Below are 21779 nucleotides of genomic sequence, written 5' to 3'. Positions count from 1 at the left end.
TCCACGGCGCATTCCTCCCTTTATCGCACGCGCCAGATCGCAAACGGCAGTCCTGCCTGCGGATCGAGCCGCAGGCGCTGGATCTTTCCTGTCCAGGTGAACCGGTTGCCTGCAATCAGGTCTTCGAGATCAAGTGCGCCGTGGTCCGGAAGGTTCCACGACCAGAGCGGAATCTCGACATCCGCTTCCTGCGCGTTGTGGGGATCGAGATTGACCGCGATCAGGAGCACGTTCTCGCGCCCCGCGCTCGCCTTCTCGAAGAACATGATGTTTTCGTTCCATGCAGTCAGCAGCTGCAGGCCGAGATGGGAATGCAGCGCCGGGTTCTCGCGGCGAATACGGTTCAAAAGCGCGATCTCGCCCTTGATGTTGCCGGGGCGATCATAGTCCCAGGCGCGGATCTCGTATTTCTCCGAATCCGCATATTCCTTGCGCTTGGCATCCGGTCGACCTTCGCAGAGTTCAAAACCGTTATAGACGCCCCAGAGCCCCGACAGCGTCGCAGCAAGCGCGGCACGGATCAGATAGGCGGGACGCGGCGCGTTCTGCAGGAAGTCCGGGTTGATGTCGTGGGTGTTGACGAAGAAATGCGGCCGGAAGAATTCCTTCGGCTCTTCGGTGGTGATCTCGCGCATATACTGCTCGAGTTCCCACTTGGCATTGCGCCAGGTGAAATAGGTATAGGACTGCGAGAAACCGACCTTGGCCAGCCGGTACATGACCTTCGGCTTGGTAAAGGCTTCCGACAGGAAGACCACGTCGGGATGGCGCCCGCGGATATCCGCAATCAGCCATTCCCAGAATGGAAAAGGCTTGGTGTGCGGATTGTCGACCCGGAACAGTTTGACGCCGTTATCGACCCATTTCTGCACCACGTCCCGCAGCTCGATCCATAGCGAAGGCACGGCCTCGCAGGCGTAGAAATCGACGTTGACGATATCCTCGTATTTCTTCGGCGGGTTTTCTGCATAGCGGATCGTCCCGTCCGGCCGCCAGTCGAACCAGCCGGGATGGGATTTGAGCCACGGGTGGTCGGGCGAGGCCTGGATGGCGAGATCGAGCGCGATCTCCAGCCCATGCTCCTCAGCCGCATCCACCAGCCTGCGGAAATCCGCGAATGTGCCGAGCTCCGGATGGATCTCGTCATGTCCGCCTTCCGGCGAGCCGATCGCATAAGGACTGCCGGGATCGTTGGGGCCGGGCGTCAGCGTGTTGTTCTTGCCCTTGCGGTTGGTCTTGCCGATCGGATGTATCGGCGGAAAATACAGGACATCGAAGCCCATCTCGCGGATCGCAGGCAGGCGACCGATCACATCGTCGAACGTGCCGTGGCGGTTCGGATCACCGCTCTGCGAGCGCGGAAAGACCTGGTACCAGCTGGCGAAACTGGCCGCCGTCCGCTCCGCATCGACGGGAATGACCTGCGAACGCACCCGGTGCGGCCGGCGGTCGGCCTTCACCATCAGCTCGTTCGTGTCGGCCAAAAGCAGCGTCTCGATGCGCTGCTTGTCCTGCTCGGCGGTCAAACGATCGAAGAGCTTCTGCAGCTTCGGCTTGATCTCGCCCGAGGCATGGTCGAGCGCGTCTAGCACCAGATTGATGCCCTCTTGGATCTCCAGCCTGAGATCGAGGCCCGCCTCGTGCTTCTTGGTGAATTCGTAGCGGAAGATCTGGAACGGATTCTTCCAGCCCTCGACCACAAATTCGTGCCGGCCCATGCGCTTCAGCGGAAACTCCGCCTGCCAGCGGTCGTTCAGGACGAGCTGCATCGGCACTTCCTGCCAGTCCTTATCGTCTGCGCAGCGGTAGAGCAGCGCGGCGGCGAGCGGATCATGCCCGTCACCGAAGATATCGGCCTCGACCTTCAGTACCTCGCCGACCACACGCTTGACCACGAAGCGGCCCTCGTCGACGGCCGGCGTGATTTTCTCGATTGCTAGCCGTGGTGTCGCTGCGGCCTCGCTGGCGCTGGGGACCGGCACGGCATCGACGATCGGCTCCGAAACATAGCCCTCGAAGACGCGGATCTCCCCCGGCTTGAGCTTAAGTCTGGCGTCGAACACTTCCGTCTCGTTCTCTGGCGCCAGCAGCGGCAGAAAGGGGGAGGCGGCCTCGCGCAGCAAATTGAACGGCGCCGGAGCCACTTTCCGCAAGTCGCGGTTCAGAAGCACGACGCGCATCTTTTCCGACGCTCTGCTGTCCTCCTGATCCGTCTGGAACAGGCCAACGACGGGACCCTGGCTGGCGGAAACGAGTTTTAGCGGGCGGCGCGCGAAACCCGCGGCCGTCTTGTTGGTTGCGCCGTTGATCTCACGAATATCGGCGGAGAGGTCGTACGACCCCTGGTCTCTCAGCCCGCGCAGTCCGGCGCCATCACCATTCAGCGGATCGAGCGGCAGCGACACGCCATATTCGAACCCCATCGGGATCATCAGCCCGCTGGTGAAGGTGGAGGCGAGTTTCAGCGCCCGCACCGCCTTGCGCTTCAGCACCTCGCAGCCATCGGTGCCATGGGCGATACGCTTGCCGAACGGCGCTTCGGGAAAGGCGATCTGATAACCGAGGTCCCGCTGGATCTGGTACTCGTCCATGATCCAGCGCTCTTCCATGTCCCACCAGGCGAGCGACGAGAAGCTGCCGTCCATGCCACTGCCCTTCAGCGCCTTGCGGTCGGCAAACGCGCTGCCCGGCGTCCAGGCGACGAAAATCGTGTCCGGTTTCCTCCGGCGTGTGGCGGTGATCAGGTCGTACCATGCTTCGGGTGCGACGCGTCCGATACCAACGCAGCGGAAGCCGGCGACGCCGGTTTCCACCAGCGATGCAAGCCGCTGCCGCCAGCCTTCGATATGCCTCGCCTCGGTCATAAAGTCGATTTTCCGCGCGCCGTTCAACTGCGGCTTCAGGCGTGGGTCGGCGGCGACCGGCGGGGCATGCTCCCGGTCGACCGCGACCTGATCGATGACGAGATCGAGCATGAATTTAAGCTCATACCCACGCGCCATCTCCGTGAGTTCGGCAATCGCCTTCATCGGATCGTCGCCAAGTCCGAGCGCCGGATCCAGCCGATCGAAATTGCGGGTCGTGAAGATGCTGGCGCCGGTGCCGCGTTCGAAAAGTGGTGCTGAGAGAATTGTGCCGAAGCCGAGATCCTGCGCATGGGCGAAGACCTCCTCCCATGCATCTTTTCCGTGCAGGGCGAGTGGATGGACATAATAGATCTGTGGCGGAAGATCCGCAAGCGACGTGGAGGCGGTAAACTGCGGGCGCGTGTTCATCGGTTCTTCCTTGCCGTGTCTTGCGGGGACGAAGACTTCCCGATCTAACGGCAGGAAAGGCTGAGGGGTTCCGATAAAATTGTTCCGATCACGCAGCCGTATAGATGCGCGGGGATATGCGTGGCCGCGAAATCATTGATGCGGAAAAGCAATCCGTAGTTGCTTTAGGCCTGTCTTTTTAAGTGAGGCTCAGGCGTTGCTGGCCGTCGATGCCAGTGACGCAGCAGTGCACCGTCTCGACCCTGCAGTGGATCGGTGGCCGGAAGTGGAAGTCCGGCGATCATGGCCAACTGCTCTTCGCTCGCCGGACCCGTTCATATGTCAGCATGCTGGCCGGGCGGATAGGCACCGACCACAAGGAAGTCACGGCTGGCATCGAGACGCATGTGCCCGGTACCTGCCGGTAGGACGAGGCAATCGCCCGCATGGACGCTGAGTTCGGCGCCACCGGGACCACCGATCAGCAACAAAGCCTTGCCGCCTGCGATACCCAGAACCTCGTGGGCGCCGGTGTGATAATGCTGGTAGTCGAACACGCCGTTGCGCCACGTTCCTTCCCAACCGTTCTCGCCGAACGCCACTTCGAATTTCGGTGCCATCTCGCCCTCGACGGCAATGGCGTTGCGATAGAAGAGTACCGGCAGATGCGGGTGATTGGGCACCCATTCGCTCGCCTCGAACATGATGGTCTCGATGGTCGTATCGACGGCGGGCGTCGCCGGATCGAGGGAGGGCGGCGTGATCTTAATGCTTCGGTTCACGGCCGAAATCCTTCCGCAATTCGTCCTTGGCCTTTTCCAGCGTCGCGCGGCGCGATTTCGAGAGCTGATCTCCGGCGCGGTTGATGTAGAAATTCAGCATCGACATGGCTGACTGGAAAGGCGACGCCTTGCGCCTGTGGCTTGCCTCTGCGGAGCGCTTGAGGGACGCTGCGATCTTCCTGGCGCTGCGTTGCCTGAAGACCCCGTCCTCCAGATCCATCGCGTCACTGTGCTTGGTCACATCCTGGGACCATCTCTTCGAAGCCATCGGCTTGCCTTCCTCAAGGTTCGTCGGGAAGCAAACCATTATCGGGGGTCGGAGTTCCCGATTGGGAGGCACAAGATCAGTCGATTCCGTGAGGAAGATTGGCAGCCTGCCTCATCAAGGGCTGATGTCGAGGCGTGGGCATGACTGCCGCCACAAACGAAAAATCGCCGCCTGACTGCAGGCGACGATTTGAGGATGGGTCTTGGCGGCCGCGTGAATTACAGGATCAGCAGATCACCGTCTCGGCGATCTTGATGCCGAAACCTTCGAGGCCGACATAGTGGCGCTCGCTGCGGGTCAGCAGCTTGATCGAGGAGACGCCGAGATCCTTCAGGATCTGCGCGCCGAGGCCGATTTCCAGCCATTCGCTTTCACGAGCCTGTGCTTCTGCGTGGCTTTCCTGCCCCGCGCGCACCTTGCGGCCGGTATCCGTCTGGCCGACGCCGACAGAACCTTCGCGCAGATAGATGATGACGCCGCGGCCTTCCTTCTCGATCATGTCCATGTAGCGCTCGACGGAACGGGTCGTGCCGAACACGTCCTGTGCGACATTTTCCAGGTGCAGGCGGACCGGAATGTCGACGCCGTCGCGGATGTCGCCGAAGATCACCGCCACATGCTGCATCGGGTCCCAGGGCAGCGAATAGGCATGTGCCTTTGCCGGGCCGACCGGGGTCGTGACGTTGAACGAGGACTTAAGCTCGATCAGAGTTTCCTTGCGCTGCCGGTATGCGATCAGATCGGCGACGGAGAGCTGCTTCAGCTGGTGCTTGACTGCGAAATCGGCGACCTGCTGGCCGCGCATCACCGTCCCGTCGTCGTTGACGAGTTCGGAGATGACGCCGATCAGCGGCAGGTTGGCAAGCTTGCAGAGGTCGGTTGCCGCTTCCGTATGGCCGGAACGCATCAGCACGCCGCCCTCGCGGGAAATCAGCGGAAAGATGTGGCCGGGACGGACGAAATCCGCCGCGCCGACATTCGGATTGGCAAGGTTGCGGACGGTCAGGTTGCGGTCGTCGGCGGAAATGCCGGTCGTCGTGCCGTGCTTGAAGTCGACGCTGACGGTAAACGCCGTCGTGTGCGCGCTGTCGTTCTCCGCCACCATGGCGTTGAGGTTCAGGCGCTTGGCTTCCTCGCGCGGCATGGGCGCGCAGACGATGCCGGATGTGTGGCGCACGATGAAGGCCATCTTTTCCGGCGTGCAATGGACGGCGGCAACGATCAGGTCGCCCTCGTTCTCGCGGTCGTCATCATCGGTGACGACGACGATCTCGCCGGCCTCGAAGGCTCTTATGGCGTCGACGACGCGCTTCTGATCATAGGCCATGCTGAACATCCTTAGCGTGTTTTACCCGTCTGCCCGCGATCCCGCAGATAATGGTCGGCGATCGCGCAGGCGATCATGGCTTCGCCGATCGGCACGGCGCGAATGCCGACGCAGGGGTCGTGGCGGCCCTTGGTGCGCACATCGACATTGTGGCCATCGGCATCGATCGACTGGCGTTCGGTGAGAATGGACGAGGTCGGCTTGATGGCGAAGCGCGCAACGAGCGGCTGGCCGGTCGAAATACCGCCGAGGATCCCGCCCGCGTGGTTGGAGAGGAAGATCGGCTGGCCGTTATTGCCCATGCGCATCTCGTCGGCATTCTCCTCGCCGGTGAGTTCCGCCGATGCAAAGCCCTCGCCGATCTCTACGCCCTTCACGGCATTGATCGACATCAGCAGAGAGGCGATGTCCTGGTCGAGCTTGGAATAGATGGGGGCGCCGAGGCCGGCCGGCACGCCTTCGGCAATCACCTCGACGACGGCGCCGATCGACGAGCCCGCCTTGCGGATGCCGTCGAGATACTCTTCCCAGACCGGCACCATTTCCGGGTCCGGGCAGAAGAACGGGTTCTGGTCGACTTGCGCCCAGTCCCAGTTGGCGCGGTTGATCTTGTGCTTGCCGATCTGCACCAGCGCACCGCGCACGGTGACGCCGGGCACGACCTTGCGGGCAAGCGCGCCGGCGGCAACGCGCGCCGCCGTCTCGCGCGCGGACGAACGCCCGCCGCCGCGATAGTCGCGGATGCCGTATTTCAGGTCATAGGTATAATCGGCATGGCCGGGGCGGTAGCGGCGGGCAATCTCGCCGTAATCCTTGGAACGCTGGTCGGTATTTTCGATCAGCATGGAAATCGGCGTGCCGGTCGAGATCATCGTCTCACCGTCCTCGTCCAGCATCACGCCGGACAGAACCTTGGCGATATCGTCTTCGCGGCGCTGCGTGACGAAGCGCGATTGGCCGGGCTTGCGCTTGTCCATCCAGGCCTGGATTTCGGCAAGCGTGAAGCGAAGCCCGGGAGGGCAGCCGTCGACGACGCAGCCGAGGGCTGGACCGTGGCTTTCGCCCCAGGTCGTGACACGGAAAAGATGACCGAACGTATTTTGCGACATGATACCCCGCCGAAGGGCGGGATCCGTTCCCGCCTCAAAGCGGCCCTGTCTTATTAGAAAACCTAGCCAAGTGGAAAGCCTTTTGTCTCGGTCGGCGCAGACGCGCCGTCATCTCCCTACGCTCGCACCAAGTCTGAAGTTGCAGCGGTAACGCGTCAGGTGGCTTGCGGCACGGATGTGAAACAGAAGCGGGACAGGATTTTCGCGTTCTGGTCGAGATACGGTGTCTCGGCATGGCCGGCTTAAAGGAGCAATCATGGCGATCGAGCGCGGGCAGCTACTTTCGGTTCTGGGCATGGCCTCGCCGGTCATCCAAGCACCCATGGCCGGATTTGCGTTTCCGGACATGGTGATCGCCGTCTGCGAAGCAGGCGGGCTCGGCATCGTCGCGGCGGCCCCTCATTCCATGGAGGAGATCGAGCGCGACAATGGAGCCATCCGTTCGCGGACCAATCGCCCCTTCGGCATCAATTTCTTCAGCCATGCCGCGCCGGTTCGCGACGCGGTTGCCGAGCGCGCGTGGCGGCAAAGGCTGCAGCCTTATTTCGAAGAGCTGCAACTCGACGCGGAAGATATAGCGTTGCCGACTTCCCCGGTGGAAGGTTTCGGTGAGGCGCAATGTTCAGCCGTCGAACGGATCCGCCCCAGGGTCGTGTCGTTTCATTTCGGGCTGCCGGATGCCGACCTCCTGATGCGGGTCAAAAAGGCAGGGGCGCTTGTCATGGCATCGGCCACGACGGTGACGGAGGCTGTCTGGCTGGAAGCGCACGGTTGTGACGTGGTTATCGCGCAGGGCATGGAAGCCGGCGGCCATCGCGGCCATTTCCTGGCCGGCAGCGAGAGCCGGCAGCGTGGCACGTTCACGCTCGTGCCTCAGATCGTCGACGCGATCCGCCTGCCGGTCGTGGCGGCGGGCGGGATCGGCGACATACGCGGGGTCAGGGCGGCACTCGCCCTGGGCGCGGAGGCTGTGCAGGTCGGAACCGCTTTCCTGTGCTGCACGGAAGCATCGATGCGGCCCGGCTACCTGAGGGCGCTCCAGCAGTCCACGGGCGAGGATACGGTCATGACCTCCGCGTTTTCCGGTCGGCCGGCGCGTGTCGTCGCCAATCGTTTCACCCGGGAACTCGGGATGCATGAAAACGAGGTCGCGAATTTTCCCCTGGCGATGAATCTGATCGCGCCGCTGGTCAGGGACGCGGCCCAGTCCGGCTCCAGCGATCTGGCACCGGTATGGGCAGGGCAGGGCATTCGGCCGTACGGACCGATCACAGCATCACAACTGGTCGGGAGGCTGACGCCTGTCGAATGGGCGTGAGGCTATGGAAGAAGGCTCTCCCTGCAAAGGGGGAAGCCGCAGTCATATTTCCACCGCTCTCCTGCGATGAGTTTTCGAGCGGGAGCCGTTCGTGCCGGCGCCTTTTACCCATTGTAAAGTGCAATTTCGAAAACCGGCGACGAAGAACTGAAAATATGGCCCGTGTTAACGGTTGTGACAGGGGATATACTGTTTTTCTTCGCCGGAAATGCGGCGATCGAAATACATGATCGTTGTGTTTGCGTTCAGTTTGCAGATTTTTGCTTGGAATCGACTTGCGGCGGTCGAATGCCGGGAGCCATGCGGAGAAACAAGATAAACTTTGTTAATATAAACGTATAAAATTGCACGTAAATTGCCATGATCGCGAGCAAATTCCGCCACATTCGGCAGGCTAATTTTGCATCGAAACGAAACATCACCGGACCTCGTCAAAGGCCTCTAACAATGCGTATCCTCATCGCCACCCTGCTGGCCACTGCCAGCATCTTCTCCCCGCTCAATTCCTGGGCGCAGAGTGCGGACATTGAGGCGACGATCAAGGCGGTCGACGTCAATGCGCTGAGTCTGACGCTCGATGACGGCAAGACCTACAAGGTTCCTGAGGAATTCAATTTCGAAGGATTGAAGGCCGGCGTTAAAGTGCTGGTTTTCTACACCATGGTCGATGACAGCCGGATGGTGGACGACCTCGAAATCGTCCAGAGCTAAGGCGTCTTAAATCCAGCCGATCTGGTTCGTCCCGGTATCGATCCTGACGATCCGGTCCTGATGGATCGGCATGTTGGACGCTTCGTCCTCATCGACATTCCCGACAATGCGGAAAAGCGAGCGCACGACGCCGCCATGGCTGACGCAGACGGTGGGCTGGTTGACGGAGGAAAGCCATGCCCCGACGCGCCAGGACAGGATCTCGTAGCTCTCGGCGTCTTCGCCCGGCGGGATGAAACCCCATTTCTGCCGTGACCGTTCGCGAATTCGCTCGCGATCGGTTGCCTTGATTTCAGCGGTGGTAAAGCCTTCCCAGTCGCCGAAGGAGAGTTCCTTCAGCCGGTCGTCGAGCCGGTATGCCTTGGGGTCCAGCCCCATGGCAGTTCTGATCCGCTCCATCGTTTCGCGCGTGCGGCCAAGCGGGCTGGCGACGAAATCATATCCGTCGGCAGCCCCGATGATCTCGCGCAGGGCTTCGCCGTTCCGGGTCGCCTGCGCCTGGCCGAGCGCATTGATGGGGATGTCCTTCTGGCCCTGAAGCCGGCCTTCGGCATTCCAGTCCGTCTGGCCGTGGCGGATCACATAGATGAGCACGGCAACCTTTCCGGGTCAGTCCTTGATGACGGAGATATCCGGCGCGTCGACGGCCTTCATGCCGACGACATGGTAGCCGCTGTCCGCATGGTGGGTTTCGCCGGTGACCGAACGCGACAGGTCCGACAGGAGATAGAGGCCGACATCGCCTACTTCCTCGATCGTGACGGTACGACGCAGCGGTGCGTTATACTCGTTCCACTTGAGGATGTAGCGGAAGTCGCCGATGCCGGACGCGGCAAGCGTCTTGATCGGGCCGGCAGAAATCGCGTTGACGCGGATGTTCTTCGGGCCGAGGTCAACGGCCAGGTACTTGACGCTGGCTTCGAGGGCTGCCTTGGCAACGCCCATGACGTTGTAGTTCGGCATGACCTTCTCTGCACCGTAATAGGTCAGCGTCAGCATCGAACCGCCATCGGTCATCAGCTTCTCGGCGCGACGGGCAACCGAGGTGAAGGAATAGACCGAGATCTGCATCGTTTTGGCGAAGTTGTCGGCGGACGTATCGACATAACGTCCGGTCAGCTCGTCTTTGTCAGAAAAGCCGATGGCGTGGACGATGAAGTCGATCTTGCCCCAGTGCTTCTCGATATTGCCGAAGACTTCGTCGATCGTGGCTTCGTCGCCGACGTCACAGTGGCCGGCCATGAAGGCGCCGAGTTCGGCTGCGAGCGGCTCGACGCGCTTCTTCAGTGCATCGCCCTGATAGGTGAACGCCACTTCTCCGCCGTGTTCGACGATGGCCTTGGCAATGCCCCATGCGATGGAGCGATTGTTCGCGACGCCCATGATGAGCCCGCGCTTGCCTGCCATGAGGCCAGATGCCTGAACCATACTTGTCCCCTGAATGAACGGGCGGGAAACCGCCAAAACTTGAATGCTGCCTATGGCATAGGCGGAACCGGGGTTCAAGCTGGCTGCAGATCATCTCCTGTTAGGAAATGTAACAATGGGTGCGCGGCAGTGGAATCCGTCAAGCAAGCTTCATCATTGTGGATAAAGCCTGCTTCCTATGCTCAGCAGCCAAATCATGTCCTGCCACTTGAGGCTGGCACGATCGGGTGCGCATCACCGCTTTTCCTAAAGAAACAGGCCGTCGCGCATGTGGCGCATCAGGTCGGTCACCTTGGCGTCCGGCTTGTCCCAGAGCACGACCCTCAGTTCAACGACGAGGTTGCCCCGACCGCCCGCATCGTCGAACAGGCCCAGACCGTCGATCTTGATCGTCTGATCCGAACCGGACCAGCTCGGAATGCTGATCGAGCGTGGGCCTGCAGGCGTTTCCACGCGTGCCTCGCCGCCAAGGACCGCGTCCTGCAGCGAGATCGGCAGCATTGTGTGCAGGTCGTAACCCTGCACCTGGAATTTTTCGCCGCGCGCGAGCCTGAGCGAAACCAGCAGGTCGCCCTGTTTCATGCCTGGCACCTTGAGGCCCTGGCCCTTGATCCGCACGACCTGTCCGTCGGTCGCGCCCGGCTCGATCGGCACGCGCACTTCGCGTTCGTCGGCAAGGCTGAGGCCGATCGGCTTCTGCGCCAAAAGGTCCGATATCGTCACCTTTGCCTCGACGGAGAAGTCGGGCGCCTTTTCCGGTGGCGGTGCCGTGCCGCGAATGCGGTTGACCAGGCTGCTGATCAGCTCGACAGCCATCAGCGGCAGAGGCGGACGCTGGTCGACATGCTCCTCGCCCTTGGTCTGGCCATCGTCGGCGCGTTGCTGCTCGGCTGCCGCTTCCGCATGTTCCTTGGCGCGCTCGCGGGCTTCCGGGCTGCCGCCGAAGATCCGCTCGATGGTTTCCTCGGGGCTCTCGTCCGGCTTTTCGCCGGCCTTGTCGTTCGCCTGCTGCTTGGCCTTGCCGGCCTTGGCATTGGCCTGAGCACGGGCGGCCTGGGCCCTGGCCAGTTCTTCCATCACCTTTTCGGCGTTGGCGCGTGCCGCCTTGGCGCGTTCGGCGGCCTCGCGCTGCTGCGCGATCGTCTGATGCATATCGGCGGCCATGTCATAGCGCTGGCGGCGCTCGGGATCCTTCAACAGATCATAGGCCTGGCCGACCTCGGTGAAACGGTCCGTTGCGCCGGGGTCGTCACGATTGTGGTCGGGGTGGATGCTCTTCGCCTTCGAGCGCCACGCCGCCTTGATTTCGTCCGCATCCGCGCTGCGCTTGACGCCGAGAATAGAATAGGGATCACGCATTGTGAGACCACCGGTTACGCTGACACTGGGACGGCTCGGAAAAATCCCGGACCCGTCCTTCCTCCAAAACAACTTTTCGGAGCGCGGCAGCGCCTTCATGCGGCTGCGCAGCTCTCCGTTTTTACTTGGAAAGCAACGTATGGGCGCAGTGCTGAATCAGTGGTTACGCAGGCGGGAGAGCCCTGCGACATGGCAAAGAATCGATTAAATGGCCGCAAGCGTGGGTTAACGCCGATGGCGACAGTGTGGCGGACGGCCGAAAGCGGGCGTCAAGCGCCCGATTGAAACGGAAACCGGAGGCTCAGCCCTGCTTGTCGAAGGCGGTCAGCATCCAGTCGCCGCTGCCGGTCATGCAGGTCTGGCCTGCAAAGATGGCGATCCCTTCGTAGGAATGGCGGGTGGTGCGGAAGGCGCGGCAGGTGCGACCCTGGTCGTGGTCCTCGCGGATCGCCTCGACAACGCCGGCGCTGCCGGTTGCGGTGTTGGCCCAGGGAAGCGAGCTTGCGCCCATCTTGGCAAGATCCGCGGAGCTGACGGCGTTGCGAACCGTGGTCTCGTCGGAAAGGCTGGTCTCCGACTGGTTGCGCGCCGGCACGGTGCCGGTGGCGATAGAGCGATCGACCTTTTCCGAACCGCCGAACAGATCCATGCTGGTGCAGCCCGCAAGTGGCAGGGCCAGGCAGGCGATGCAGAGCGCGGTTCTTGTTTCCGCACGCCACCTCTTTGTCAGGTCAATCCACTTTGCTATCACTGTCACCTTGTGTCCTGTCCGGCGAACGGTCTCGGGCATGTTCGATCAGATTGGGAGTAATTAAGTCAATATGTCTTCAAGTGAGTTAACAACACGTGACTTCACGGAAGAATCGCAGCCGTTCGAATTGTTCGGCCAGTGGTTGAAGGATGCCGAGGCCTCCGAGCCCAATGATCCCAACGCTGTAGCGCTTGCGACGGTCGACGAGCATGGCCTGCCGAATGTCCGGATGGTTCTGCTCAAGGGCTTCGACGAACACGGCTTCGTGTTCTACACGAATTTCGAAAGTCAGAAAGGCCAGGAGATCCTCGGCCAGAAGAAGGCCGCCATGGTTTTCCACTGGAAGTCGCTGCGCCGCCAGGTCCGTCTGCGCGGCGAGGTCGAGGTGGTGAGCGACGCGGAAGCCGACGCCTATTACGCTTCGCGCCCGCGCGGCAGCCGCATCGGTGCCTGGGCGTCGAAACAGTCGCGTCCGCTGGAAAGCAGGTTCGCGCTGGAAAAATCGGTCGCCGAATACACCGCACGCTACGCGATCGGCGAAATTCCGCGGCCGGCGCACTGGTCGGGTTTCCGAATCAAACCCGTATCGATCGAATTCTGGCACGATCGCCAGTTCCGCCTTCATGACCGGATCGAGTTCCGCCGCAAGGATCCGGCCGGCGCCTGGGAAAAGGTGCGGATGTATCCGTAACCTTCTCAGCGTTTCAGCGAGAAGGGAATGCCCGAGGCGAGCGCGGAGACATAGCGTCGCTTCTGGTAATAGCCGTTGAGCGAAATGCGGGGCAGGGCCGTCGGCCGCGACAGGTCCGCCTTGGTCAGCGTGCCGGGCTGGGTCGTGACCCCGATCGCAAAGCCGAGATCGCGGGCGGCGGCAAATTCCCGCGGCCCGACCGCTTCCTTGCTGCCATAGGGATAGGCGATCATTGTCGGCCGCGTGCCGGTGAGCTGTCCCAGCCATTCGGCGGAGCGGCCCATTTCGCCGGCGGCCTCGTCGGCGCTCAGACGGGCGAGCTTGCGGTGCGTCACGGTATGGGCGCCGAGCGAAACAAGCGGATGGGCTGCGAACTGCCTAAGCTCTTCCGGTCCCATCACCAGCTCGCGGGTCATGCCGAGTGGATCGATGCCGTAGCGTTCCGCCAGGCGGCAGAGCGTGCCGACCGTCTCCCGCTCGTCGCCGCTCCAGACATAGCTGGCGAAGCGGAAGAATGTGTCGAGCTTCTGCACGGTGGTCTTCAGCTCTAGTTTTTCCTCGCCTTGGCCGAAATCGAAGCTGACCTCTCTTTGCTGCCGCAGCAGCCTGCCCATGATTTCCCACCAGAGCGGCTGGGTATGCTCGGCCAGGCCCTGTGCGACGAAGACGGTGAAGGGCACGTCATGCCGCGCAAAGACGGGCAGAGCGTGGTCGGCATTGTTGCGGTAGCCGTCGTCGAGCGTGAAGGCCGCAAAGGGCGTCCCTGATGGCGCGGCCAATCTCGCCGGCACGTCGGAGAGCGGAATGAATTCGTAGCCCAGCGCCTTCAGCTCGACGATGGCAGCGTCGAGAAATTCAGGTGTGATCTCGAGATGCCGGTTCGGCCCGATGATGGGCTGCGTTTCCGGCCGCACGTGATGCAGGGTGAAGATCGCGCCAAAGCCGCGGGCGTCTTTCGCAAGCCCGGCCGAGGTTGCGACCGCCGAGGCTTCAAGCCCGGCGCCGATCAGCCAGCGCTTCACATTGCGGCGCCAGATCGCCTTCGCTCTGTCTTTCATGATCGTCAGATAACCGTTTCCCCGATGCGGAAGGCTAGACTCCGACCCGTTAAGCCTTGCTGAATCCGGCCCTCAGGGCCTGATGCCGTCTAGCAGCGGCAGGCCTATGATCGCGGCGGCGGCAATAAGCGTGAAGCAGATGCGCCGGAACGTCTCCTCGCTGGCAATGCCGAACATGCGCGAGCCGACGGAAAGGCCGATGCCGTAACTCGGCCCGGCGATCAGCGCGACGAGGAAGACTTCGAGCGGCAGCAGACCGCCGATGACGTAGGATGTGGCGGAAAGAACCGTCGCCAGCGCGAAATAGAGAATGAGATTGGCACGCACGATCTTGGGCTCGATCGCCCCGCCCAGCCAATAGGCGACGATTGGCGGACCGGACATTTGTGCAGCACCACCGAAAAGACCGGCGATGGCGCCGACGCCTACCGTCAGCCACGTCTTCGGTCGGCCGTGATAACGCCAGCCGGACATGAGGAAGACAAGCAGGCAGAGCACGACGACGGAGATGATCCAGCGCAGGGTAACGGAGGGAAGCAGCGAAAGTGCCGTGGCTCCTGCAGGCACGCCGACTGTGGCTCCGGCCAGCATGGTGAAGACGTCGCGGCGGTTCGCCTTGCGCCATCCTTCCGGCACCATGCCGAGCGTCATGATACCATCAATGACGAGAAGCAGCGCCGACGCCAGCTGCGGGCTTGTCGCCGATCCCGCGAGCGGCACGAAGATCAGCGCACCGCCAAAGCCGGAAAACCCACGCGCTAACCCGGCAATCATCGCCGCAAACACAACGAAGGCAAGTTCGCCCACGGAATCGCCTGGAAGCCACGTGGCGAGGAAGGCGGAGAATGGGTCGGGGGCGGTCATGACGGCAGGATGGCGGTGAGGGGAAGATCGGCAGCAAGTGCCGAGATTTCGTAAGGGATGTCAAGCGCTGCCACGACCGCCCCTGGTCCTGCAGTCGGATCGGCGGCGGCCGGCTGATTTCAGGCCTTTGATCTCGCGAGTCGGAGGGCCCATCCTGATGAACAGCAGGATCCAGGCCGGCTTCTTCATCCTGTGAGCGGCCGCTCGCCCAGATCCTCGAATAGCCTCAGCAGATATCCGTCGGGATCGGCCACGATGAACTGCCGGTTGCCGACCTCAATGCCGCCCCGGCGGTACCACTTTTCTTCCAAAGGTAAATGGAGCGGAATTTTCGCGTCTTCCAAACGCTCAAGAATGGGAGCGAGAGCCGGAACCATGATCTGCAGGTTCATTCCCCGCCCGAAGGGGTAGGCGGGAGCGGCATCGCTGCCATGGAAGTCCCGGCCGATGCCAATCTGGTCCAGCATGATCTGTGCCCGGCCGAGCGTTAGGAAGACGAACCCTTCCTCGGGACGGTCATAGAGGACCGAGAACCCGATGAGGTCGCAATAGAAATCACGGCTCTTTTGCCAGTCGGTGACGGAGAGTTCCGGAACGAGGGCGTTCTCCATTACTTAAGCCGCCAGTGCCAGACGGTAGAATTTGCTGTCCACGGCCATACGCGGAAAGCTCAAGGGCAACTCGGCAGGCGTAACCTCGGAAAACCCGTTTTTCTCGTAGAAGCGATGGGCGGCGAGAAACTTGTCTGTCGTGCCGAGGAGAATCGCCGTCAGGCCGACATGAGAGGCATGAGCCAGCAGCGTCTCCAGCAACCGTGCCGCCACTCCATATTCAGTGCCGCGGACATCGGCGGCAACGAACATCTTGCGCAGCGCCGCCTCGTTATTGCCGATATCCTTGAGCGAGATCGTACCGACGATCCGGCCGTCCTTCACCGCGACCCAGAACTCGCCTTTGCCCGTCTGGTAGAAGCCGGCAATATCGGTGAGGTCCGGCTGGTCTTGGGCGGTGATCGCGATACCAAATTCCTCCCGCTGGATCGGCAGGATTACATCGGTTATGCCCGGCTCGTCGCCAGGCTCGAAAGGGCGGATGAGGATATCGCTCATCCTTACGTCACGCCTTGGTGCCGCCGACGGTGACCTGGTCCATTCTCAGATGCGGCTGGCCGACGCCGACCGGCACCCATTGGCCGGCCTTGCCGCAATTGCCGATGCCGGTATCGAGCTTCATGTCGTTGCCGACCATCGAGACGCGCTTCATAGCATCCGGTCCGTTGCCGATCAGCATCGCGCCCTTGATGGCGGGGCCGATCTTGCCGTTCTCGATCAGATAGGCTTCGGTGCAGCCGAAGACGAACTTGCCCGACGTGATGTCCACCTGACCGCCGCCGAAGGAGACCGCATAGACGCCCTTCTTCACGGACGCGATGATCTCTTCCGGGCTCTTGTCGCCGCCCAGCATGTAGGTGTTGGTCATGCGCGGCATAGGCACGGAACTGTAGCCCTGGCGGCGCCCGTTGCCGGTGGGCTGCATGCCCATCAGTCGGGCGTTCTGACGATCCTGCATATAGCCGACGAGCCGGCCGTTCTCGATCAGAACGTTATAGGCGGACGGCGTGCCCTCGTCATCGACGGTGATCGAGCCCCGGCGGTTGTCGATCGTGCCGTCGTCGACGACGGTGACGCCGGGGGCAGCAACCATTTCGCCGAGCAGTCCGGCAAAGGCCGAAGTCTTCTTGCGGTTGAAATCGCCTTCCAGCCCGTGCCCGACGGCCTCGTGCAGCATAACGCCGGGCCAGCCGGAGCCGAGCACGACGTCCATCGTGCCGGCGGGCGCTTCGATCGCGTCGAGATTGACCAGTGCCTGACGCAGCGCCTCGTCGGCACCGACCTGCCAGTTGCCGTCGGCGACGAATTCGCCGAAGCCGATGCGACCGCCGGTGCCGAATGTGCCGCTTTCCTGCCGGTCGCCGTCACCGGCGACGACGGAAATGTTGATTCGCGTCATCGGCCTTATGTCCTGCACCCGGTGGCAGTCGGCGCGCAGGATGTCGACTACCTGCCAGCTGGCAGCGATAGAGGCCGTCACCTGCCGCACCTTCGGGTCCTTGTCGCGCAGATAGGCGTCGATTTCGGCGAGCAGCTTGGCCTTGGCCTCGAAGCTCGGCTGCCCGATCGGGTTCTCGTCGCCGTAATATTTCTTGTTGGTACGCTGGGGAGCAGCGGCATAGGAGCCGGAATAGCCGGCGGTGACGGCGCGAACCGCTTCCGACGCGCGCGACAAAGCCGCCGCGCTCAGTTCACCGGCATGAGCATAGCCGACCGCTTCACCGGCAACCGAGCGCAGGCCAAAACCCTGGTCGGTGTTGAACGATCCGCCCTTGAGGCGACCATTGTCGAAGCTGAGCGATTCCGCCTGTGCATGTTCGATAAAGAGCTCGCCGTCATCGGAGCCCGACAGGGCTTCGGCGACGATCGAGCGAAGCTTTGCCTCGTCGGTATCGAACAGGCTCAAGAGATCGGTATTCATGGAATGCTCCTTGGGCGGGACCTGTCTCTGCCTGACAGGCTGTTGCGGCAAGCCGCCTTTGTGATCCGATGTAGGTGCGGTGCTGGGCCGAAGCAACCCTATCCTTGGACCGGCTCCTGAACTGGCCTTGCGCGCAGATAGGCCTGGGCTACGTCCGGCATGGTTTCGCGCGGCAGCGTGTTGAACTGCCCATCGCCGCTGAAGATCATGAATGCCCTTGGTCGTTCCCAGACCTCGGTCACGTTACGCCAGGCGATCTTGCCGCTGCCGAGCTCGGAAACGATGTCGATCCCGCTCGCGTCGATGGTGATTTCCGCCTTCGGATCGCCCATGCGCCTGTATCGACCGAAGGTGTTCGCCTTGTGGGCGCGCCACATGATCGCGACGAAAACCAGCGGCAGCAGGCCGAGTACCAGCGTCGCGCCGGCCATCCAGCCCGCTCCGCCCCAGAACAGAAAATAGATCGAGGAGACCGCCATCAGCCCCGACACGATCCACATCATCTTCTGTTCGATCACCGCGCGGCGCCAGACGAAGGCGCAAACCGCGTCGCGCATGATGTCGTCATCATAGCGGACCGTGAAGCTGTGGCTGCCTTCGAGCTCCACGGGCATGTTGTTCTCGGGTGCGGATTGCGTCACGTCAGGGAAGCGCGTCGTAGCCTGGGCCGAAGCCGTTCAGTTCTACCGGAATGCCGACGCGGTCCTGGTCGGTGGATTCGCGCAGGGCGAAGACGGCGTTCTTGCCGGCGCGCAGGATGCGCATCAGCTCGTCGTCGATTTCCACCTCGACATAGCAGCCCTCGGAGAAGCAGCGGGTGAAATAGGCGCGGCCGATATTGTTGTTGTCGACATAGAGCTCCATGCCGTCCTTCAACAGCACGCCGAGCGGCGCCAGGATGCGCAGGATCTTCGCCTTGCGGTCGGCGGTCTTCAGCACGACGACGGAAAGGCCGACTTCCGGCCGGTCCTCGGCGATGACGTTCTGCATCAGCGCGCACTGTTCGGCGGTAGCACCCGCCGGGCGGTCGCAGATGATCGACCAGGCGCCGTGGCTTTCCTTGACATTGCCGGGCTGCGGCGCGCCGGGCGTGGTGGCCGACGGTGCCTGAACCTGCGGTCCCTTCGGAGCCGCACCTTCGGCAGGAGCCTGCAGCTGCGGCTGCGGTGCCGTCTGCGGCGTCGGACGCGCGCCCTGTTGCTGGGCCAATGCCGGAGAAGCAGTCGCCGAGACCAAGGCGATAATGCTTGCGATGATCAAGGAGCGACGACCCATAAGTACCTCTGGTGCGAATCAATGCAGCTATTCTTGTCGCGACGGGCGCGACTTTAAAGTCTCGCCGCCGACTTCACAGCGGAGTACGGCGAAAATGGGACCCTGTTCAAGCCGCAGAGCCGGTCACAATTCAAATTCTGGTGGAATTTTGCGGCACGAAGGGCTTATCCTTGCCTCGCAGGCGTCGCTCTGGAGGGAGAGACGCCTGATTCTGGAGGAATTGGATCCGCGAATCGATGTCCGGATTTGCGCGTACAAATGCCGCAGGCGCATTTGCCGCGAGACATTGCGGACATAGGCAAACTATGGTTGAACCAAGCTTATAGCTTGGAGGCTTGCGTACGATTTGATCTGGATCAGGCGCATGGGGAGAAAGTTTGTGATGAACAGGGCTAGTGCAGTGATGATGGGCTCCATCTGTCTGCTCGCCACCTCGCTTGCGGGGCTGGCGGGTACTTCGGTGGCATACGCGGATCAACCGCATCCCTGGCAGCTGGATCTACAGGAACCGGCAACCGGAATCATGCACCAGATTCGCTGGTTCGAGCATTATTCGCTCTGGTTCATCGTGCCCGTCACGCTCTTCGTCCTGGCGCTTCTCGTCGTGGTCGCGGTCAAGTTCCGCGCCGACAAGAACCCGGTCCCGTCCCGCACCAGTCATAATAGCGTGATCGAGGTCATCTGGACGATCGCGCCGGTGCTGATCCTTTTCCTGCTCGCGATCCCGTCCTTCAATCTTCTGAATGCGCAGCTGGAAATTCCGGAAAGCGACATGACGGTGAAGGCCACCGCCACCCAGTGGCAGTGGAACTACGAATATGAAGGCTCCGGTGAGACCCCCGTCGCCTTCGACAGCTACATGCTGAAGGAAGGCGACCGCGCCGCCGCCGGCAAGGAAGATGTCGCGGTCTATCCGCGCCTTCTCGCCGTCGACAACGAAATGATCATCCCGGTCAACAAGACCGTGCGCATGCTCGTGACCGCCGCGCCGACCGACGTTATCCACGCCTTCGCAATGCCCGCCTTCGGCGTCAAGATCGACGCTGTCCCGGGCCGCCTGAACGAAACCTGGTTCCGCGCCGAGCGCGAAGGCCTCTATTACGGCCAGTGCTCCGAGCTTTGCGGCAAGGACCATGCCTTCATGCCGATCGCCATCCGAGTCGTCTCTGACGAGAAATACACCGCCTGGCTCGCCGCCGCTGCCAACGATCTGCCGGGAGCGTACAAGGCGCTTCTTGCCGATGCTGGTACAAAAACTGCAAGCGACGTCGATGTTGCTGCAAACGATGTGAAGTAAGGGGAGGCGAGGACAATGGCTGACACGACCCACCACGACGATCATTCTCACGCCCGTTCCGCGCATGACGATGCCCACGCCCATGGCGACCATCATCATCACAAGCCGGGCTTTGCCGCCCGCTGGTTGTTTTCGACGAACCACAAGGATATCGGCACGCTCTACCTGATCTTCGCGATCATGGCGGGCATTATCGGCGGCCTTCTCTCTGTCGCCATGCGCATGGAGCTGCAGGAACCCGGCATCCAGATCTTCCACGGCCTGGCTTCCATCGTCTACGGCTTCGAAGGTGACGCCGCGATCGACGGCGGCAAGCACATGTTCAACGTGTTCACGACGGCGCACGCACTGATCATGATCTTCTTCATGGTCATGCCGGCGATGATCGGCGGTTTCGCCAACTGGATGGTGCCGATCATGATCGGCGCGCCGGACATGGCTTTCCCGCGTCTGAACAACATCTCCTTCTGGCTGATCGTGCCGGCCTTCCTGCTGCTCGTGCTGTCGATGTTCGTCGAAGGCCCGGCCGGTGCCTATGGCGCGGGTGGCGGCTGGACCATGTATCCGCCGCTTTCGACCTCCGGCCATCCGGGGCCTGCGGTGGATCTCGCGATCTTCTCGCTGCACGTCGCCGGTGCGTCGTCCATCCTTGGCGCGATCAACTTCATCACCACCATTCTCAACATGCGCGCTCCTGGCATGACGCTGCACAAGATGCCGCTCTTTGCCTGGGCCGTCCTTGTCACTGCCTTCCTGCTGCTGCTCTCGCTGCCGGTTCTCGCCGGTGCCATCACCATGGCGCTGACAGACCGCAATTTCGGCACGACCTTCTTCTCGCCGGAAGGCGGCGGTGACCCGATACTCTACCAGCACCTGTTCTGGTTCTTCGGTCACCCGGAAGTCTACATCCTGATCCTGCCCGGCTTCGGCATCATCAGCCACATCGTCTCGACCTTCTCGCGCAAGCCGATCTTCGGTTATCTCGGCATGGCCTATGCGATGGTGGCGATCGGCGCCGTCGGCTTCATCGTCTGGGCCCACCACATGTACACGGTCGGCCTGTCGCTCGATGCGCAGCGCTACTTCGTCTTCGCCACGATGGTCATCGCGGTGCCGACCGGCATCAAGATCTTCTCCTGGATCGCGACGATGTGGGGCGGTTCGATCACCTTTGCGACGCCGATGGTCTGGGCGATCGGCTTCATCTTCCTGTTCACCGTCGGCGGTGTGACGGGTGTGCAGCTGGCGAATGCCGGTCTCGACCGTTCGCTGCATGACACCTATTACGTCGTGGCCCATTTCCACTACGTGCTGTCGCTCGGCGCCGTCTTCGCCATCTTCGCCGCCTGGTACTACTGGTTCCCGAAAATGTTCGGCTACATGTACAACGAGGCGATCGGCAAGCTGCACTTCTGGGTCATGTTCATCGGCGTCAACCTGGTGTTCTTCCCGCAGCATTTCCTCGGCCTCGCCGGCATGCCGCGTCGCTATATCGACTATCCGGATGCGTTTGCCGGCTGGAACTACGTTTCCTCGGTCGGCTCCTACATTTCCTTCGTGGGTGTACTGATCTTCCTGTTTGGCGTATGGGAAGCCTTCGCCAAGAAGCGGGTTGCCGGTGATAACCCGTGGGGCGATGGTGCGACGACGCTGGAATGGCAGCTGTCTTCTCCGCCGCCCTATCACCAGTGGGAACAGCTTCCCCGCATCAAGTAAGACTTTCTAACCCGGGTGCCGACGCGGTGCCCGGGAGAC

Annotated in this window: 20 protein-coding genes and 1 pseudogene; 5 read left to right on the top strand and 16 right to left on the bottom strand. The window is 62.0% G+C overall.

Features of this window, described 5'->3' with window-relative positions:
* Nucleotides 1-20: 20 nt before the first annotated feature.
* The 5 genes and pseudogenes from BM216_RS08215 to aroC all read right to left on the bottom strand — a co-directional run bounded on the left by BM216_RS08215 (nt 21) and on the right by aroC (nt 6740).
* Nucleotides 21-3275, bottom strand: a complete 3255-nt coding sequence (locus tag BM216_RS08215; RefSeq protein WP_092997729.1) for a maltotransferase domain-containing protein — start codon at nt 3273-3275, stop codon at nt 21-23.
* Nucleotides 3276-3439: 164 nt separating this feature from the next.
* Nucleotides 3440-3958 (bottom strand): annotated as a pseudogene (locus BM216_RS08210) (cupin).
* A 61-nt stretch (nt 3959-4019) separates the two neighbouring features.
* Entirely contained in the window at nt 4020-4304 is a 285-nt protein-coding gene (locus tag BM216_RS08205; protein WP_092998484.1) for a DUF3175 domain-containing protein, read from the bottom strand.
* 226 nt (nt 4305-4530) lie between these two features.
* Complete coding sequence (gene ribB / locus BM216_RS08200; RefSeq protein WP_092998482.1) at nt 4531-5631, bottom strand: 3,4-dihydroxy-2-butanone-4-phosphate synthase; 1101 nt, start codon at nt 5629-5631, stop codon at nt 4531-4533.
* 11 nt (nt 5632-5642) lie between these two features.
* Complete coding sequence (aroC, locus tag BM216_RS08195; RefSeq protein ID WP_092997726.1) at nt 5643-6740, bottom strand: chorismate synthase; 1098 nt, start codon at nt 6738-6740, stop codon at nt 5643-5645.
* Nucleotides 6741-6996: 256 nt separating this feature from the next.
* Here aroC and BM216_RS08190 point away from each other — a divergent pair, with 256 nt between their 5' ends.
* On the top strand, nt 6997-8058 hold the full coding sequence (locus BM216_RS08190; RefSeq protein WP_092997723.1) for an NAD(P)H-dependent flavin oxidoreductase: 1062 nt from the start codon (nt 6997-6999) through the stop codon (nt 8056-8058).
* Between the two features lie 447 nt (nt 8059-8505).
* Nucleotides 8506-8769 (top strand): DUF1344 domain-containing protein, encoded by a 264-nt coding sequence (locus BM216_RS08185; RefSeq protein WP_092997720.1) that lies wholly within the window; start codon nt 8506-8508, stop codon nt 8767-8769.
* A 6-nt stretch (nt 8770-8775) separates the two neighbouring features.
* Here BM216_RS08185 and BM216_RS08180 read toward each other — a convergent pair whose 3' ends face one another.
* The 4 genes from BM216_RS08180 to BM216_RS08165 all read right to left on the bottom strand — a co-directional run bounded on the left by BM216_RS08180 (nt 8776) and on the right by BM216_RS08165 (nt 12313).
* Nucleotides 8776-9363, bottom strand: a complete 588-nt coding sequence (locus BM216_RS08180; protein WP_092997717.1) for a histidine phosphatase family protein — start codon at nt 9361-9363, stop codon at nt 8776-8778.
* A 15-nt stretch (nt 9364-9378) separates the two neighbouring features.
* Nucleotides 9379-10197 (bottom strand): enoyl-ACP reductase FabI, encoded by an 819-nt coding sequence (gene fabI, locus BM216_RS08175; protein WP_092997714.1) that lies wholly within the window; start codon nt 10195-10197, stop codon nt 9379-9381.
* A 246-nt stretch (nt 10198-10443) separates the two neighbouring features.
* Nucleotides 10444-11556 (bottom strand): DnaJ C-terminal domain-containing protein, encoded by a 1113-nt coding sequence (locus BM216_RS08170; protein WP_092998480.1) that lies wholly within the window; start codon nt 11554-11556, stop codon nt 10444-10446.
* A 301-nt stretch (nt 11557-11857) separates the two neighbouring features.
* Nucleotides 11858-12313, bottom strand: a complete 456-nt coding sequence (locus BM216_RS08165; RefSeq protein ID WP_244530121.1) for an RT0821/Lpp0805 family surface protein — start codon at nt 12311-12313, stop codon at nt 11858-11860.
* A gap of 64 nt (nt 12314-12377) precedes the next feature.
* Here BM216_RS08165 and pdxH point away from each other — a divergent pair, with 64 nt between their 5' ends.
* A complete protein-coding gene (gene pdxH, locus BM216_RS08160) occupies nt 12378-12998 on the top strand; it encodes a pyridoxamine 5'-phosphate oxidase (protein WP_092997708.1) in 621 nt (206 codons plus the stop codon).
* A 5-nt stretch (nt 12999-13003) separates the two neighbouring features.
* On the opposite strand, the gene BM216_RS08155 is transcribed toward pdxH, so the two are convergent.
* The 7 genes from BM216_RS08155 to BM216_RS08125 all read right to left on the bottom strand — a co-directional run bounded on the left by BM216_RS08155 (nt 13004) and on the right by BM216_RS08125 (nt 18727).
* Nucleotides 13004-14056: a polysaccharide deacetylase family protein gene (locus BM216_RS08155; protein WP_092997705.1), complete on the bottom strand. Its 1053-nt coding sequence runs from the start codon at nt 14054-14056 to the stop codon at nt 13004-13006.
* A 72-nt stretch (nt 14057-14128) separates the two neighbouring features.
* Nucleotides 14129-14920 carry a sulfite exporter TauE/SafE family protein gene (locus BM216_RS08150; protein WP_092997702.1) on the bottom strand — a complete coding sequence of 264 codons (792 nt, stop codon included), beginning with the start codon at nt 14918-14920 and terminating at the stop codon, nt 14129-14131.
* A gap of 185 nt (nt 14921-15105) precedes the next feature.
* Nucleotides 15106-15531, bottom strand: a complete 426-nt coding sequence (locus BM216_RS08145) for a bleomycin resistance protein (protein WP_092997700.1) — start codon at nt 15529-15531, stop codon at nt 15106-15108.
* 3 nt (nt 15532-15534) lie between these two features.
* Entirely contained in the window at nt 15535-16029 is a 495-nt protein-coding gene (locus tag BM216_RS08140) for a GNAT family N-acetyltransferase (RefSeq protein WP_092997697.1), read from the bottom strand.
* Between the two features lie 7 nt (nt 16030-16036).
* Nucleotides 16037-17452, bottom strand: coding sequence for a metalloprotease TldD (gene tldD, locus BM216_RS08135; protein WP_092997694.1), 1416 nt, complete (start codon nt 17450-17452; stop codon nt 16037-16039).
* Between the two features lie 98 nt (nt 17453-17550).
* On the bottom strand, nt 17551-18066 hold the full coding sequence (locus BM216_RS08130; RefSeq protein ID WP_092997691.1) for a YcxB family protein: 516 nt from the start codon (nt 18064-18066) through the stop codon (nt 17551-17553).
* A 28-nt stretch (nt 18067-18094) separates the two neighbouring features.
* Nucleotides 18095-18727 carry an invasion associated locus B family protein gene (locus tag BM216_RS08125; protein ID WP_244530120.1) on the bottom strand — a complete coding sequence of 211 codons (633 nt, stop codon included), beginning with the start codon at nt 18725-18727 and terminating at the stop codon, nt 18095-18097.
* A 382-nt stretch (nt 18728-19109) separates the two neighbouring features.
* Here BM216_RS08125 and coxB point away from each other — a divergent pair, with 382 nt between their 5' ends.
* Nucleotides 19110-20024, top strand: coding sequence for a cytochrome c oxidase subunit II (gene coxB, locus BM216_RS08120; protein ID WP_092997688.1), 915 nt, complete (start codon nt 19110-19112; stop codon nt 20022-20024).
* A gap of 15 nt (nt 20025-20039) precedes the next feature.
* Nucleotides 20040-21740: a cytochrome c oxidase subunit I gene (gene ctaD, locus BM216_RS08115; RefSeq protein WP_092997684.1), complete on the top strand. Its 1701-nt coding sequence runs from the start codon at nt 20040-20042 to the stop codon at nt 21738-21740.
* The last annotated feature ends 39 nt before the right edge of the window (nt 21741-21779 follow it).

This window comes from Rhizobium sp. NFR07, assembly GCF_900111905.1.
GTDB lineage: Bacteria > Pseudomonadota > Alphaproteobacteria > Rhizobiales > Rhizobiaceae > Neorhizobium.
This window is presented reverse-complemented; position numbering and strand designations above follow the sequence as displayed.